Raw genomic sequence first — 17,521 nt, forward strand, 5'->3', positions numbered from 1 at the left:
ATTTTATATTTGTACTAATATATTTATGGAGCTACTTAAAATTTTTATTTGGTTTAGTTGCACATTATCAATTGCACAAGAATCTTTTAAGGTTCAAGGTTTGGTATTGTCCGAAGGTATACCACTTCCATATGCTAATATTTATGCAGAAAACACCAAAAAAGGCGCAATAACCGACGACAAGGGTAAATTCTCAATTAGCAATTTAGAGCCAGGAACCTATTCCATTGTGGCATCCTTTACAGGCTACACTAAAAAGAAAAAAACGGTTACAATTACAGATAAAGATTTAAAAATCATTTTTCATTTAAATGAAAGCGATGCACTAAATGAAGTTATTATTACAGGAACCTTAAAACCAGTATCAAGATTAGAAAGTCCTGTGCCTGTAGAAGTTTACAATAACACATTTTTGAAGAAAAATCCAACTCCAAACATTTTTGAAGCCTTACAAAATGTTAACGGTGTACGTCCGCAACTCAATTGTAATATCTGTAATACTGGAGATATCCATATCAATGGATTAGAAGGCCCATATACTTTAGTACTTATTGATGGTATGCCCATAGTCAGTGGTTTATCAACCGTTTATGGTTTGTCTGGAATCCCTAATTCCCTCATAGAACAGATAGAGGTTGTTAAAGGACCAGCATCATCGCTTTATGGAAGCGAGGCTGTAGGTGGATTAATTAATATTATTACGAAATTGCCAGAAAACGCACCACGTTTTTTTGCTGATGGCTTTGCCACAAGTTGGGGAGAGGCTAATTTAGATGCAGGTTTTAAATCTAAAGTAGGTAAAAAAGCTACTGTTTTAGTCGGCACTAATTACTTTAAATATGACCAACTCATCGATAACAATAACGATAACTTTACGGACTTAACACTTCAAGATCGGATTTCAATTTTTCAGAAATGGGATTTCAAAAGATCAAATAAGAGAAAGTTCTCCTTAGCTGGTCGTTATTTCTATGAAGATCGTTGGGGAGGCGAATTACAATGGAATGACAACTTTAGAGGTGGAGATGAAGTTTATGGTGAAAGCATTTACACATCGCGTTTTGAGCTTTTAGGAAATTACCAATTACCAACCACAGAGAAAATAGATTTTCAGTTCTCTTATTCAGATCATGATCAAAATTCTGTATACGGCAATATTCCTTATCTTGCCCAACAACGTATTGGTTTTGGTCAGTTAATCTGGGACAAAAAAATAAACAACCATGATTTGCTATTTGGCTCTACCCTACGATATAATTTTTATAACGATAATACTACTGCGACTTTAAAAGCTGACGAAGTAACCATACCCTCAATATTTGTTCAAGATGAAATAAGCTTTAATAAAAAGCAGAGTTTATTATTAGGTATCCGATACGATTATGATTGTAGGCATGGAAATATTTTTACACCAAGAATTGCATACAGATATAAACCTACCGACGAAGATATTATCAGATTAAATGCTGGCACAGGATTTAGAGTGGTTAATCTATTCACAGAAGAACATGCTGCACTTACAGGTGCTCGAGATGTCATTATAGAAGAAACCTTAGAACCTGAGCAATCGTACAATGTAAACCTTAATTACCTCAAAAAGTTTTACTTAAAGAACAGCATGTATTTTACGTTTGACACGTCGGCTTGGTACACTTATTTTACAAACGCCATTATACCAGATTATGATACTAATCCTAATCAAATTATTTATGACAATCTCGATGGCTATTCGACATCAAAAGGATTAAGTCTTAATATTGATGCGGTTTTTGGAAGCGGAATTTCAGGATCTATAGGTGCAACATACCAAGATATATCCCAAACTGAAAATGGCGTAAAATCAAAACAAATATTAACAGAAAGTTTTTCGGGTGTGTGGTCTTTTAGTTATAAAAATTATGCAACTAACCTCGCCTTCGACTATACAGGAAGCCTCTACGGACCAATGCGGTTACCTCTATTGGGAGAATTAGATCCTCGAAGAGAATTCTCGCCAACATGGAGTATTCAAAATATACAAGTTACTTTTGATGGCTTTAACAATTTTGAAATATATGGAGGGGTTAAAAACCTATTAAATTGGACTCCAAATAAAGGAAATCCATTCATTATTGCACGCGCTGATGATCCATTTGATGAAAATGTGGAATTTGATAACAATGGTAATGTGGTTGCAACACAAAATAATCCTTTTGCACTTACCTTCGATCCATCTTATGTCTATGGTCCAAATCAGGGAATAAGAGCATTTTTTGGATTAGGTTATAAATTAAATTAATCATTCATTTTTAGTACATTCGTAATAAATATTTAGATACATGAAAAAAGTTATAAGCATTTTTATTCTTGTTATACTGTTAACCTCTTGCGAAAATGAGGAGAAAACAAACGGAAAACTAAATGTAGTTACTACAACTACCATGATTACCGATTTGGTTAAAAATATTGGTGGAGATTCAATAAATGTGCAAGGTTTAATGGGTTCGGGTGTCGATCCGCATTTATATAAAGCCAGTGAAGGCGACGTCACAAAATTGGTCAATGCAGATATTATATTTTACAACGGTCTACATTTGGAGGGCAAGTTAGTTGATGTCTTTGAAAAAATGAAAAGTTCGACAAAAACACCGATTGCCTTAGCCGATGATCTAAGTAAAAATCAATTAATCGGTTCTGATTATTTCGCCTCAAACTACGACCCACATGTGTGGTTTAATATTAGCTTTTTTAAGCATTTTACAGAAAAGGTTACCCAAGTGTTAATTGAAAAAAACCCTGAAAACGCTGAAATATTCCGAGCTAATGAAAAACGCTATTTAGCAGAGTTAAATAAACTTAATAACGATGTACAGAGCGTGGTTGACGCTCTTGAACCTGAAAAAAGAATATTAGTTACAGCGCATGATGCCTTTAATTATTTTGGACAAGCCTACGATTTTAAAGTTGTGGGTTTACAAGGCTTATCGACAGCTACCGAAGCAGGCGTTCAAGATGTTCAAAAGTTGGCAACTCTAATTATAGAAAATAGAGTAAAAGCAATCTTTATTGAAAGTTCTGTCCCTAAGCGAACTATTGAAGCTTTGCAAGAAGCCGTAAAATCCAAAGGTCATGATGTGGCTATTGGAGGCACCTTATACTCTGATGCACTTGGAGATGCTGGCACCTTAGAAGGCACTTATCTTGGGATGTATCGTTACAATATTAAAACAATCTTTAGTGCATTGTACTAAGTGAGTATTTGGTCTTAGTAACAGGTATTAAGATTAGTTGTGAATTAGTAAAACATAGGTTACATCTTTTCTTGCAAGTTTTTAATAATCTTGCAGGTGTTAAAATATATTAAATTTGAATAACAAGTCAATAGAGAAAGAGACGCCTACTTCTTCAGGAGTAATAGCCGTGAAAGTGGACGACCTTACCGTTGCCTACAACTACAAACCTGTACTTTGGGATATCGATTTAGAAATCCCGGAAAGTGTACTTATGGCAATTGTTGGTCCAAATGGTGCTGGCAAATCCACACTGATAAAAGCAATTCTAGGCATTTTAAAACCAATAGCTGGTAGCGTGTCCATCTATGACAAACCTTACGAAAAACAAAGACAGCTAGTCGCTTATGTTCCTCAAAAGGGAAGCGTGGATTGGGATTTTCCTACTACAGCCTTAGATGTGGTAATGATGGGAACTTACGGAAGTTTAGGTTGGATAAAACGTCCTGGTCAAAAAGAGAAAAAAGCATCGCTTGAAGCTTTAGAAAAAGTAGGTATGCTAGCGTTTAAAAGTCGACAAATAAGTCAGCTGTCAGGCGGACAACAACAACGTATATTTTTAGCAAGAGCGTTAGTACAAAACGCGTCCATCTACTTTATGGACGAACCTTTTCAAGGTGTAGATGCCACGACTGAAATTGCCATTATCAATATATTAAAAGAATTAAGAAAAGCGGGGAAAACAGTCATTGTAGTACATCACGATTTGCAAACCGTACCAGAATATTTTGATTGGGTTACCTTTTTAAACGTAAAAAAAATCGCCACAGGGCCAGTGAAGGATATCTTTAATGATGATAACTTAACCAAGACCTATGGTATTAATTATAAAGTTAGCATTCAGGAGTAAATAAGTTGGCAGTGTTCAGTGAGTAATTTGCAATGCTTACTGCTGCTGATAAAACTGTCAAATGAACAGATTTAAAAAAATAATATTAGTACAAAATGAGTAGGAGATTCCTTCTTACGCAGGAATTATGGATATAACAGAATACATAAAACTAGTCTTCACAGACTACACCTTAAGAACCATCACTCTTGGCACGGCAATTCTCGGTGCAGTTACAGGAATGCTGGGCAGTTTCGCTGTACTCAGAAAACAGAGTTTATTAGGCGATGCCATTTCCCATGCCGCATTACCAGGCATTGCCATCGCATTCTTAATTACAGGAGCAAAAGACAGTAATACACTGTTAATTGGCGCAATGGTAAGCGGTTTAATAGGTACGTTTTGGATAAGAGGAATCGTTACTAAAACCCATCTAAAATCCGATACGGCTTTAGGCTTAATTCTTTCCTTATTTTTTGGATTTGGAATGTTATTATTGACTTTTATTCAAAAACAACCGAATGCCAACCAAGCGGGTTTGGACAAGTATCTCTTCGGGCAAGCAGCAACTTTAGTAGAAAGTGATGTTTGGTTAATGGCCATTGTGACAGGAATTTGTTTACTCGTTATGCTTACCTTCTGGAAAGAATTCAAAATCCTTCTATTTGATGCCGATTACACCAAAACACTGGGTTTCAACACTAAATTCATTGATATTCTTATCACAAGTTTTATCGTTTTAGCTATCGTTTTAGGTTTACAAACCGTTGGTGTAGTATTAATGAGTGCTATGCTTTTAGCGCCTGCTGCTGCTGCAAGACAATGGACAAACAGCCTATCTGTTATGGTTTTGCTAGCTGCTATTTTCGGCGCATTCTCTGGTGTTTTTGGCACAGCGATTAGTGCAAGTCAAAATAATTTATCTACTGGTCCTGTTATTGTTTTAGTGGCTGCGGTTTTTGTCGTAATTTCATTTCTATTTTCTCCAAGTCGTGGGTTGTTGTTCAAACAAGTTCGATTTATTAAAAATCGTCGTGATCTACAATTGCATAAAACGCTGACTTTTATGCATCATATAGCAGAAACACATGAAGATATTTCACATCCTCACGCCATTAAACTTTTAAATAATTTTCAAGGTTATACCAAAACTACGCTTCAAAAATTAGTAGATAAAGACTATGTAGAACTCCATGGCAATATGTGGAGTTTAACAAAAACAGGCTTTGAAACTGCTGCCAATTTGTACACCAAACAATCCACAGAAGATGAGTAGCGCGCAGATAGAAATACAACTCATAGCAAGTGTGGTCGCCGTTGCATGTGCTATTCCTGGGACTTTTTTGGTGCTGAGGAAAATGGCAATGATAAGTGATGCGATTAGTCATTCTATTTTACCAGGCATTGTTGTTGGCTTTTTTATCACTCAAGATTTAAATTCCCCTTTATTGATTCTTTTGGCAGCTTTCACAGGCATAATTACTGTTGTACTGGTTGAATACATTCAAAAAACAGGACTCGTAAAAGAAGATACTGCCATTGGATTGGTATTTCCTGCATTGTTTAGTATTGGCGTGATTCTAATTGCTAAAAATGCCAATGATGTCCATTTAGATGTTGATGCGGTTTTGTTAGGCGAATTGGCATTTGCTCCTTTTGACCGATTACTAATCGCAGGAACAGATGTTGGCCCAAAATCACTTTGGGTTGTTGGTACTATTCTTTTAATTACCATTACACTTTTGATTCTATTTTTTAAAGAATTAAAAGTAAGCACTTTTGATAAAGGCTTGGCCGCTTCCTTAGGATTCTCGCCGGCCATTATTCATTATGGTTTAATGTCAGTGTCTTCCGTAACTACAGTTGGTGCTTTTGATGCCGTTGGCGCAATTTTGGTTGTTGCCTTAATGATTGCACCTGCCGCAACTGCCTATTTACTGACCACTGATTTAAAGAAAATGTTGACACTTGCTATAGGTTTCGGTATTTTTAGCGCCATTTTAGGGTATTGGATGGCACATTGGTTAGATGCTTCCATTGCTGGCTCGATCACAACAGTTCTTGGATTGGTGTTTTTGTTAGTCTATTTGTTTGCACCATCAAAAGGAATTATTGCGGTAATGTACCGAGAAAAGCAACAGCGAACCGAAGTCTCCTTACTTACCTTTTTACTGCACTTAAAAAACCATGATGAAATTGAAGAACGCCATGTCAACCATCTTAACGAGCATATCAATTGGCAAAAAGTACGTTCTAAAACTGTTCTCGATTTAGCCCAGAAAAACAATTTGATCCATATTGAAAACAAAGTGGTTTCCTTAACCAAAAAAGGCGATGAATTTACATCAAAGGCTATCGACTATATCATTACCAATGAAGATGCACAAATTGAAGACATGAAGGATGATTTCTTTTTGTTTAGAGGATGAACCGATTTACGAATTACGATTTTTGAATTACGATTTTTGATTTTGAGATCTTCACTTTAAACTTAGACTGCAAACATTACTTAAACCCACGCTCCTTCTGAATATGCTCATAAGCTTCTTGCACTTGTCTAAACTTAGCTTCAGCACCTTCTTGGTGTTCTTTGCCTAAATGTCCAACGCGGTCTGGATGGTATTTCTTGGCCATTGTTCTATATGCTTTTTTGACCTCATCATCAGAAACTGATTTACTGATTTCAAGGATTTTATAGGCATTATCACTACTATTGTAGAACATTGCTTTTATGCTTTGGTAATCCCTATTGCTAATGCCTAAATAACCTGTGATTGTGTATATCTGTCGTAGTTCATCTTCAGTAACTAAACCATCTGCTTTGGCAATTCCGAATAAAAAATGCAACAATTGTAATCGTGATGCATGATCCATCATCTGCTTAATCTGCAAACAAACCTGACGTGTAGAAATATCCTGTTTGCTAATACGCTTAAACAACTCAAAAGCCTTATTGGCTCTATCCTTTCCATACATATTAGCAAATTGCTGACGTACAAAATCCAATTCGCGTTGATCTTGTTTGCCATCGGCTTTTATAACTATTGAAGCTAAAATCAATAAGCTGACTTCAAAGTCACCAGACTGTGTTTTTGGTCGCTGTGTTCTTCTTTGACGATAAGGATCTTGTCGTCGTCCTGCTTGTCGTTCACCTAACAACGGTGTTCCGTCACCTGTTAAATTATCGACAAAACTACCGATAGCCAAACCTATAATAGCACCTATTGGACCACCAAAAGACCAACCCAAAGCACCTCCTATCCATTTTGCAAAACTCATGTTCTATTTTTATTTTTATTTTTATAAAGCTGTAAATATACTATGAACTTCTGACGCCATTTTGTTTTTAAACCAAAAAAAATTCTAGATTCCCATATTCACGAAACAGATAAAATAATTAAATTTGTAAATATGAATTGGCAATATATAACCTCCGTTTTAACTCAATGCATTAGTAGGTAAATTTAAAATTGAGTACATTTACTCTCTAACCAAGTCTTTTTCGAACTTTTCCGCGATAAATTAACTCCTAAAAACATTTTTTATGAAAAAAAATTACAATTTTTTACTATTTACAACTCTTATTAGTCTTGCAGGTTTTGCGCAAATAGAACAAGTTTTAGATATAAACGACGGTGAAGGTAATAGTTCACCTAACAATTTATTTGTTTTTAACGGTGCTCTTTTTTTTGGTGCCGATGACAGCAGTGGAGTTAATTCGCCTGGAAGTGCTGATTTAGGCAGAGAACTTTGGACCACTGATGGCACTACTGCAGGAACTTCGCTTGTGATTGATTTAAGAACTGGAGATGATAGTTCTAGTCCTGGAAACTTTTTTGAATACAATGACACAATGTATTTCTCAGCAAATTCTGGAGGTGGTAATGTTTTATTCTCTTCGGACGGCACTACTGCTGGTACAACCGCAACAGGTGATGGATTTGTTTTCAATCCTACACCTTTAGATGGTTTAGTTTATTTTGTTGACACTACAACAGGTAATAGCCTTAATGAATTTAATGGCACTACTGCGACTTTAGTTGGAGGCTCTGGACCTGAAAGCCTTGTCGGAGCAGTAATGATTGGTTATCAAAGTAAAATTTTCTGTTATATGGGTGAAACTACAGACGAACCAACTATTGGAAGAGAACTATATGCTTACGATCCTGCGACAGATGGTTTTACATTAATTAAGGATATTACAGGTGACGATGGGAATTCTGGTATTAGTAATTTTACTATTTTAGGAACGGATCTCTATTTTGAAGCCTTAGGTGTATTATGGAAAACTGACGGAACCGATGCAGGCACAATTGCCGTAGTTGCAGCTGATATAGCAGGAATTGGAGGTGTCAATAATCTTTACGCTTGGAATGATAAACTGTTTTTTGAAGGAGACGATGGCTCTAATGATCAATTATGGTCGTATGATCCCGTTTTAGATACTGTAACTAACATCAGCAATATCACTGGCAGTATTGAGACAGGTGGAAACAATCACGACCCTTCTGATTTTGCGCCATTAGGTGATTTTTTATATTATGCAGGAGAAATTTCAGATAACACTAGCCAATATCTATTTAGAACTGATGGTACTACTTCTGTGAGATTAGACGACACTATTATTGATATTGACGAAATCACTGTTTTGAATGGATTTTTATATTTTGAAGCGGATGATGAAATTACTGGAAATGAATTATATCGATTGGATCCGACAACACTAAGTATTGATAGAGTGACATTCAGCGATTTAAAAATCTATCCAAATCCTTCTGTAAACTCAATTACGGTGGAAGGTAATTTTACAGATTCCGTAGATTACCTAATATCAGACATCAACGGACGTACTATTTTAAAAGGTGAATTAATTAATAATACTATTAATTATCAACTTCCATCTGGCATGTATTTACTACAGTTAAATGCGAACAATTCCAAAATTACAAAGAAAATTATTGTTGATTAATTATTAAAACTATAAACCATCGTTATAGATGTATAACGATGGGTTTTTTATATGACTAAAATCACGTTAATAATAGTTTTTAGCCTCACTTTTTTTTGTGGTTTGTCCCAAAATAGAAGAGACATTTCTGGTATCGTAAAAGATCAAACTACTGGTCAGACCTTACCAGGCGCTACTGTAATCATTGAAGGAACATCCAAAGGTGCGAGTACAGATCTAGAAGGTAAGTTTGCTTATACAATACAAGCTAATACTGCGATAGAATCCATCGTGTTAGTCGTCTCTTATTTGGGATTTGAAACACAGAGGATTTTGGTAGGTAATAAATCGTTTTTCGAAATTTTACTAACCGAAGATTCTGAGGCTTTAGATGAAGTGGTTATTACATCTTCCTATGGGACAAAGAAATTGAAACAGGAGGTAGTTGGAAGTATTGCGAGGGTAAAAACAAAAGATATTGTTGCCGAGCAACCCGTTATTACTTTTGATGAACTATTAGAAGGGCAATTAGCTGGTGTATATATTGAAACGAACAATAGACTCGGTGAGGAAACTAAAATCAATATTCGAGGCCAAGGGTCATTAACACCTCTTGGAGCGAATGTTGTGGGCACCTCAACACAACCTTTAATTATTGTCGATGGTATTATTCTAGCAGAAGAAGTTGGTATTGATGGAAGTAATTTTTTTGATGCTGGTACTGGGAATATTTCAGAAAATATTCTAAATCCCTTAGCAAAAATTGGCGTACAAGACATTGAGAGTTTTGATGTACTTAAAGATGCTGCTGCTGTAGGTTTATATGGAGCAGATGCTGCAAATGGTGTCATTATCATTACGACAAAATCTGGGCGTAAAGGAAAATTGCGTTTTAACGCACAATTACAATCTGGTATTAGCTCACCTGTTAACCAGTTTAAGTTCCTTAGTGGCGAACAGTATCAAACCGTTTTTAACCTCTATAATACTAATAGTGGAAATCTTAACGCTGTTATGCCATGGAATGGTATAGATACAGATTGGTTTTCATTACTTAATAAAGCAGGTACTTTTAATCGATACACTATGGGTGCTTCTGGTGGGACCAAAAATTGGAGTTATCGCGCGAATGGTACTTATCAAAAAAATAATGAAGCGCAAGTCAACAACAGTTATACCAAATTGAATACAACCTTAGCCTTAGATTATAAAAGAGAAAAAATTTCTGTAAGTTTACGTTTCTCGCCATCCATAACAGAAAAAAACGACCCTAACACGCTTTATGCCTTTGCTGTAGCACCAACAATTTCTGTTTATGATGCTGATGGAAACTATACACCTTTCGAAACCTATGGGAATCCTGTCGCTGTTGCTAACCAAAACAAAAAAGAATCTCAGACTTTTGGAATTCTGAATAGCTTATCACTTAACTATCAAATTCTTGATAACTTAAAGTTCACAACCCTTTTTGGTCTTGATTATTCCGAAAAAGAAGAAGATAATTTATTCTCTGGCCTAAATGGCTCTGGTCAATTTAATGATGGTACACTAGGCAGACGTATACTAAGAGAGCGAAATACAAAACGATGGAACTGGAGTGCAAACTTATTTTACAATACAAAGTCCAAATCCAAACACTATTTCGATGCCCTTTTAGGTATTGAAACTAGGCAAGAAATGGTTGATTTGTCTTATGCTAGAGGCAGAGGGTTTGCCATTTTAGACACACCTCAACCCATTAGTACGGCAGAATCTCAAGATTATCAAAGCGATAGCTCTGAAAATACTGGGCGTTCAATTTTTACACAGCTCAATTATGATTTTAAGAAGAAATATTTTTTCTTAGTAAATTTTAGAGTAGATCAAAGCTCTGCGTTTGGGTCTGATAATAATACTGCGATTAATGGAGGTCTTGGCGCAAGTTGGGTAATAAGTAACGAAGGCTTCTTTTCAAAGAGCTCTAAAAATCCTATCGAATTTTTAAGATTACGCGCTAGTTATGGTTCAACAGGAAACTCTAGAATAGGCTCCTATCGTGCTTTGGGGCTTTATACCGTTGATGATGATTTAGACGATTTTGATGGTTACAATGGAAATGATTATGCCAATCCTTCAAGTGCACCAAATCCGAACTTAGGCTGGGAACGTAATAACAAATTTAATTTGGGTATTGACGTCAATGCTTTTAAGATGTTTAAACTTACATTAGAAGTGTTTAGAGATGATATTAAAGATCTCATTGTATCAAGAAATGCTATTCCTGAGTCTGGCTTTAATAATGTTCAAATCAATGGTGCCGAAATGTACAATCAAGGTATTGAATTTTCTATTCAAGCCAATTGGTTAAATTCGGGAGACTTTAAATGGAATACTAATTTTAACATTTCAAAAATTGAAAATGAAGTGACTAGCCTAGTTGGATTGGGTTCTAACACCTCGGCGGCAGAACGAGCAAGAGCACAGCGTGTTGGCTTTTCAACCTCTACAATTTGGGGTTTTGATTTTATAGGTATTGATCCTGCAACAGGCAGAGCGCTTTTTAATGTTGACGGAAATATTTATGATGCGAGCTATGTAGCAGCAAATTTTGATTCTAGTGATTGGCAACCTATAGGCGATTCCCAACCCGATTTTTTTGGTGGTTTACGCAACAGCTTTAGTTACAAGGGTGTTAATCTAAATGTTATCATGGCATTTGCTTATGGCCAAGATGCTTTGATAGATCGTAATCTTATAGATAACTATCGTATTTTATCTAATAGAAACGTTAGTGTAAATGTTTTTGATGATGCTTGGCAACAGCAAGGCGATAATGCCTCTCTACCATTAATATCAGACAACAACCGTATTATTTCAAATTCTTCAAAATACCTGTTTGATGAAACGCATATTAACCTAAGATCTATCAATTTAAGTTATGATATTCCAGTCAATTCGAAAAAGAACCCATTTAAGGCCTTATCCATTTTTGTTAATGCGGCCAACGTAAAACTATGGTATAAGGATAAAAGTGCAGCTAATAAAAATGGGATTGCTGAGTATAGAAATGTATATCCACAAATGCGAACTATTTCGTTAGGTGTAAATGCCTCTTTTTAATTATGAAAAATCGATTTATATATATTTTGTTTATCTCATTAGGTTTTTGGTCTTGTAATGATTTTTTAGATGTTGAGCCAGATTTACAAGTCTCACTAAATGAGCAGTTGTCCACAAAAGAGGGAGTTTTACAAGCTTATAATGGTATTTATAGAGATATCGAAAGCTTAATGTCCTCTAACTATATTTTATACGCAGATGCCTTGGGTGGGAATATAGCTTATACACCAAATTCTACAAATGGCATTGTAATGGAATTTAACCAAATGTCTGAAGCTTATAATTTTAGATCAACGGAAACAGAACTAGAATTCTTAGATTCTTATTTGCTTTCTTACGAGATTATCAATCAAACCAACATATTACTTGAGCGTCTAAATACCTTTAGCTTTTTTACATCTGAAGAATTACAACAACTTGAAGCTGAATTACTAAGTGTAAGAGCTATGGCGCACTACCAAGTGTCTTTAATGTTTGCCCAGAACTATAACTTTACTTCGGATGCTTCTCACCTCGGTGTTGTTTATAATACATCGACCATTGCCATAGGAGAAGATTTTCCAGCACGCAATACTATGGCTGAAACCTATAATCTTATCAATGACGATTTAAATAGTGCGTTAGACTTATACACGGATTTACAACTTTTATCTGGTCCGTCGTATTCTTATTTTAATATGCAAACTACAAAAGCATTATATGCAAGGATTGCTCTACAAATGAATGATTGGGAAATCGCCAGGGATTTTTCAAACGATGTTATCAATACATCAGGCATTACATTAACTGCTACTGAAGACTATGTTTCCCAGTGGGAACAGGAGGTATTACCCATTAATGAAATTGTGATGGAATTCACAGCGCCTCTAGATGGAGACGGAACTATTGTAAGTTCTAGTATCACTCAGTATTATAGCATAGTTCAAACATCTAATGTCGCCAAACACTCAGCATCTGGTGACCTTTTAGCTTTATATTCTGAAGACGACATTAGAGGAGAGATGTTTATTGTACAAGATTTGAACACCAATGAGAATGGCGTAATAAGTCCTAAACCCTATTATTTTACTAAAAAATTTCAAAATCAAGCGGGTACAACATTTATTAGACTTTCCGAATTATACTTAATAAGAGCGGAAGCGAACGCACGCTTAAATAATCTCGACCTGGCTCTTGCCGATTTAAACATTTTAAGAACTCGTGCCAACAATAATACTTTGGATACTACAAATAATATTCTTGAAGAAATCTTCTTAGAAAGACGACGCGAATTAGCCTTTGAAAATCATTTATTGTTTGATATTATACGCTACAAAAAGGATGTGATTAGAAATGAAGATTGCATAGCGACTGTTTGTAATCTGGCTTATCCTTCAGACTTTTTAATTCAACCTATTCCATTTTTTAGTATCTCATTAAATCAAAATATAGAACAAAATGAAGGCTATTAAAATTATAACCATACTAATTACGTTAAGTTTTATTTGGACCTGTTCTAATGATGATGTGAACAAAACATACTCAAATACCAATGGAGAGTTTGTGCGTTTCTTTATGTTGGTTAATAGTAATAATGATGTATTACAATATCCTCAAGTTAATGGAGGCTTGCAGCCTGTTTCAGAATATACAAAAGACAATATCAAAACCTTAAAAATTCCGGTAGCGTTAACCTCTGCAGAATTATCTGGCAACGTCACGGTAAATTATGAGGCTTTAATTTCTGGATTAAGTGGAGTGACTATTCAACCTCAAAATAACGTAACATTTACACCAACGAAACTGGTGGATACCATATTTGTAAACTTTACGGAACGCTGGGATATAGCTAATAATCCTGAATTGAAATTTACATTATTAAGTGCTAGCGATCCAAATATTACTATTGGTATGCCCAATAATGATGCACAAAATGACGTCTTAACTATAGATTTTGATGCTTTGAATTTCACCTATCGTTTTCCGTCGCCTAACCAAAAAGAGATTATTGGTAGTGCTGGCGAAACTGTAAATTTTAGTGTTGAGTTTCCTGATGGATATTTACCTTCGGAAATAAATGCTACAGATTTGATTAGTGAGACATCGAGTAATTTCGGCTATACTCTAAGTGAGCCCTCATTTACAAATTCGAGCCAAGTGGACTATACGTTAACTGTAGTAGAGGATATTCAACTTGACGAATTAGAATTTAGAACAGTTTTTCAATTGAATGACCTAATGGGCTATACCGTAAACGGAAGTACAAATTACACCATAAAAAAGCCAATTGTGACTATTAGAGATAACAGTGTCTATACGGCTAATCAATTTATTAATTTAAGTGATCAGTTTCATAGAACCTATGGCGAACATTGGTTCGATTCTAATGAAGATGGTGTTTGTTCTTGGCAGGCTTATTTTGCCTTTACCTATCCCGTTATCGTAGAGTCTACAAATCCCAATGCCGTTCTATTTGATGATATGGGAACACCAGATACTGCAGACGATGTTTACCATCATGCCTTTAGAATAGGCTTTAATTCACCAAATACTACTGGAACAACAAATTCGTTTGATTTAAGACGTTGGTTTGACAATGAATCTTCGAACCAAGCCAATTCACCGGGATTTAATATTCCTGAAGCTTTAGAGTTCTATCCTACAAATGGTACTAGTACAACAGGTGGTTTTATACAAGTTATTGAGCAAGACCTTTTAATCAGTAGTAATACAGGCACGCAACATATTATTTCTATCAGTGGCAACGGAACGTATAGTGAAATTTCACCTGGACTCTTCGAAATACTACTAGAATTCAATGCTACAAATAATGAGCTTTTTGGTGGTACTCGAACGGATATCTATAGAATATATAGTAATAACTCATACACAGAACCAGCTCCTTTAACTGATGGTTGTAATATACCAATAGACCTTTAAAATATGAAACATATTATTTTATCCATTTGTTTAGCCTTCTTTTTTCTGAGCTGTAAAAACGAAAATAATCAATTAGAAAATGTCAGTTACTTGCGCGATATTTACTCGCAACCCGATGCCAGCAAATGGCCGGAACCTCATCTAGACTCTTTAATTGATAAAACTACATTTAAGGATATTGGCCTATTAGGAGAGGTTGAACATCCAAAGGACAATCCATATTCTGCAGAAAAGAAGCTTTTGGGAAAGATGCTATTCTTTGATGCAAGATTGTCTGAAACGGGACAAATTGCCTGTGCGAGTTGTCATAACCCGGAGTTAGCCTGGACAGACAACATTACAAGATCTCTTGGACATGACCGGCAAAACAATAAGCGCAATTCCATGACGATTAAAAATGTGGCTTTTGCCCACACGCTTTTTTGGGATGGACGTGCTGAGAGTTTGGAGCATCAAGCCTCATTTCCCATTTCAGACCCAAAAGAGATGAATACAGAAAACAACGTTGCGGTGGAGAGAATTGCAGCTGTTGAAGGTTACTTGCCATTATTTGAAGATGCTTTTGGCGATACCGAAATAAACCTAGACCGTATTCTAAAATCAATTGCAACTTTTGAGCGTTCCTTAGTGAGTAGAACAAGTAAATTCGATCGTTTTATAAAAGGCAAAAAAGATGCTTTTACAGATCAAGAAGTCTTAGGAATGCATCTATTTAGAACCAAAGCACGTTGTATCAATTGCCATAACACGCCGTATTTTAGCGATAATCAATTTCATAATGATGGGCAAGCACTTTTCGGAACAAAAGATGAAGATTTTGGACGTTATTACCACACTAAAAACAAGGAAGATTTGGGCAAGTTTAAAACACCAACATTAAGGGAAGTTTCGAAAACAGGCCCTTGGATGCATCACGGTCATTTTCCTTCCTTATTAGATGTCGTTGAATTTTATAACCTTGGAAATCCGGCTCCAATTCAAAAGAAATATTTAGGTATTGGTCGTGATTCTTTAATACCTACGACCTCACCAATGTTAAAAAGATTGGATTTAACTAAAGATGAAATCAATGCGCTTATTGCATTTATGGAAACGCTTTCAACAAATACCCAGCGTGTGAACCTTAACCTCATGCCTGAATAGTAATTTGGCCATATATCTCATCACCGATCCGCTGTTAGTATCTAAAAGACCAACCTAATGCACCGTTAATCCATTTTGCAAAACTCATATTCTATTTTTAATTTTATAAAGACAAGTTCATTTGTTGGTAGCGGGTTTAAAACGAAATTCGTTACGTTTTGAGTGCAACCTTTTGCATATAATTACATCTTATAAGTAAAATCCAATTACTCAACATATGAAAGCGCCATTTTATATTCTAGTTTCAGTATTGATTTTATTCAGTTGCAACTCTGATGACGATGCACCACAAAACACAGCACCAACAATCAGTGGCACTTGGTCATTAGTGAATGTCTATGGAGGTTTCGCAGGTGTGGATGACGATTTTGAAAATGGTACAATAAAATGGAACTTTAACCAAGACAATTTAGAGTTAACGATTACCAACACCAATAACGCTGATGTTATATATGATGGTTTTTCTTCAGGAACTTATGATTATCAGATCCTCACAACTACAGGTGAAGATGCTAAAGTGGTTGTAAATTCATTTAGCTATGACATAAGCGTTTTAACCAATACCCAATTAGTATTAGACGAAGGCGTTGCAGCAGATGGGTTTTTACTTACTTTTAGCAGGTAACTTCCTTTTTTTACGTGTTTTAGTTATTGAAAACAAAAATACCACGATTCAAACTGCTTACTGAAGACTAAAGACTGCCGACTTATTTTCCTTATCTTTGCATTCCGATAGTTATCGGAAGAAATTTAAGATTAATTAAAATATTAGAATATGTACCCAGCAGAATTAGTAAAACCAATGCGTGAGGATTTAACCAACGTCGGTTTTGAAGAATTACATACATCAGAAGCTGTAGATAAGGCGATTGCAAAAGAAGGCACCACACTTGTGGTTGTTAATTCGGTTTGTGGTTGTGCAGCTGCCAACGCCAGACCAGGCGCTAGAACCAGTTTACAAAATGCAAAACGACCAGACCATCTAGTAACCGTTTTTGCAGGTGTAGATAAAGAGGCTACAAATAAGGCACGAGAATATATGATTCCATTTCCTCCAAGTTCGCCTTGTATGGCATTATTTAAAGATGGGGAATTAGTGCATATGCTAGAGCGTCACCACATTGAAGGCAGACCTGCAGAGTTAATCTCAGAAAACCTTATGGATGCTTATAATGAGCATTGCTAGTTAAAAAAAGCCCTTCTTCCTAGCATTCTTTCCAGAAGAAAAAGGAAACTTAGGCAGATTGGTATTAAAAACCTTTTAAGTCGGAAGACGGAAGTAAAAAAACCACGAAAAAAATCGTGGTTTTTTTG

The 17,521-nt window shown here is 35.6% G+C and carries 13 protein-coding genes; 12 read left to right on the top strand and 1 reads right to left on the bottom strand.

All coding sequences use genetic code 11. The features are described 5' to 3' along the window. Nucleotides 1–25 precede the first annotated feature (25 nt). From HM990_RS18115 to HM990_RS18135, 5 genes are all read left to right on the top strand, one after another. Complete coding sequence (locus tag HM990_RS18115; RefSeq protein ID WP_178991104.1) at nucleotides 26–2,278, top strand: TonB-dependent receptor; 2,253 nt, start codon at nucleotides 26–28, stop codon at nucleotides 2,276–2,278. A 40-nt stretch (nucleotides 2,279–2,318) separates the two neighbouring features. Continuing rightward, on the top strand, nucleotides 2,319–3,230 hold the full coding sequence (locus tag HM990_RS18120; protein ID WP_178991116.1) for a metal ABC transporter solute-binding protein, Zn/Mn family: 912 nt from the start codon (nucleotides 2,319–2,321) through the stop codon (nucleotides 3,228–3,230). 115 nt (nucleotides 3,231–3,345) lie between these two features. Continuing rightward, complete coding sequence (locus HM990_RS18125; RefSeq protein WP_178991118.1) at nucleotides 3,346–4,119, top strand: metal ABC transporter ATP-binding protein; 774 nt, start codon at nucleotides 3,346–3,348, stop codon at nucleotides 4,117–4,119. A gap of 127 nt (nucleotides 4,120–4,246) precedes the next feature. After that, the gene (locus HM990_RS18130) at nucleotides 4,247–5,374 is read left to right on the top strand and encodes a metal ABC transporter permease (RefSeq protein ID WP_178991120.1); all 1,128 of its coding nucleotides are present in this window, start codon (nucleotides 4,247–4,249) and stop codon (nucleotides 5,372–5,374) included. Further along, nucleotides 5,367–6,527: a metal ABC transporter permease gene (locus tag HM990_RS18135; protein ID WP_178991122.1), complete on the top strand. Its 1,161-nt coding sequence runs from the start codon at nucleotides 5,367–5,369 to the stop codon at nucleotides 6,525–6,527. Before HM990_RS18130 ends, HM990_RS18135 begins: the two co-directional genes overlap by 8 nt. 76 nt (nucleotides 6,528–6,603) lie before the next feature. Here the strand turns inward: HM990_RS18135 and HM990_RS18140 are convergent, their stop codons facing one another. After that, complete coding sequence (locus HM990_RS18140) at nucleotides 6,604–7,377, bottom strand: TerB family tellurite resistance protein (RefSeq protein ID WP_178991124.1); 774 nt, start codon at nucleotides 7,375–7,377, stop codon at nucleotides 6,604–6,606. A 265-nt stretch (nucleotides 7,378–7,642) separates the two neighbouring features. Here HM990_RS18140 and HM990_RS18145 point away from each other — a divergent pair, with 265 nt between their 5' ends. The 7 genes from HM990_RS18145 to HM990_RS18175 all read left to right on the top strand — a co-directional run bounded on the left by HM990_RS18145 (nucleotide 7,643) and on the right by HM990_RS18175 (nucleotide 17,393). Then, complete coding sequence (locus HM990_RS18145; protein WP_178991126.1) at nucleotides 7,643–9,067, top strand: T9SS type A sorting domain-containing protein; 1,425 nt, start codon at nucleotides 7,643–7,645, stop codon at nucleotides 9,065–9,067. Nucleotides 9,068–9,118: 51 nt separating this feature from the next. Then, entirely contained in the window at nucleotides 9,119–12,145 is a 3,027-nt protein-coding gene (locus HM990_RS18150; RefSeq protein ID WP_178991128.1) for a SusC/RagA family TonB-linked outer membrane protein, read from the top strand. Nucleotides 12,146–12,147: 2 nt separating this feature from the next. Next, nucleotides 12,148–13,596: a RagB/SusD family nutrient uptake outer membrane protein gene (locus HM990_RS18155; RefSeq protein WP_178991130.1), complete on the top strand. Its 1,449-nt coding sequence runs from the start codon at nucleotides 12,148–12,150 to the stop codon at nucleotides 13,594–13,596. Beyond that, complete coding sequence (locus tag HM990_RS18160) at nucleotides 13,583–15,064, top strand: hypothetical protein (protein WP_178991132.1); 1,482 nt, start codon at nucleotides 13,583–13,585, stop codon at nucleotides 15,062–15,064. Before HM990_RS18155 ends, HM990_RS18160 begins: the two co-directional genes overlap by 14 nt. 3 nt (nucleotides 15,065–15,067) lie before the next feature. After that, complete coding sequence (locus HM990_RS18165; protein ID WP_178991133.1) at nucleotides 15,068–16,207, top strand: cytochrome-c peroxidase; 1,140 nt, start codon at nucleotides 15,068–15,070, stop codon at nucleotides 16,205–16,207. A 217-nt stretch (nucleotides 16,208–16,424) separates the two neighbouring features. Further along, on the top strand, nucleotides 16,425–16,832 hold the full coding sequence (locus HM990_RS18170; RefSeq protein WP_178991135.1) for a hypothetical protein: 408 nt from the start codon (nucleotides 16,425–16,427) through the stop codon (nucleotides 16,830–16,832). A gap of 150 nt (nucleotides 16,833–16,982) precedes the next feature. Beyond that, nucleotides 16,983–17,393: a BrxA/BrxB family bacilliredoxin gene (locus HM990_RS18175; RefSeq protein WP_178991137.1), complete on the top strand. Its 411-nt coding sequence runs from the start codon at nucleotides 16,983–16,985 to the stop codon at nucleotides 17,391–17,393. Nucleotides 17,394–17,521: the final 128 nt, after the last annotated feature.

This window comes from Winogradskyella schleiferi (genome assembly GCF_013394655.1).
GTDB lineage: Bacteria > Bacteroidota > Bacteroidia > Flavobacteriales > Flavobacteriaceae > Winogradskyella > Winogradskyella schleiferi.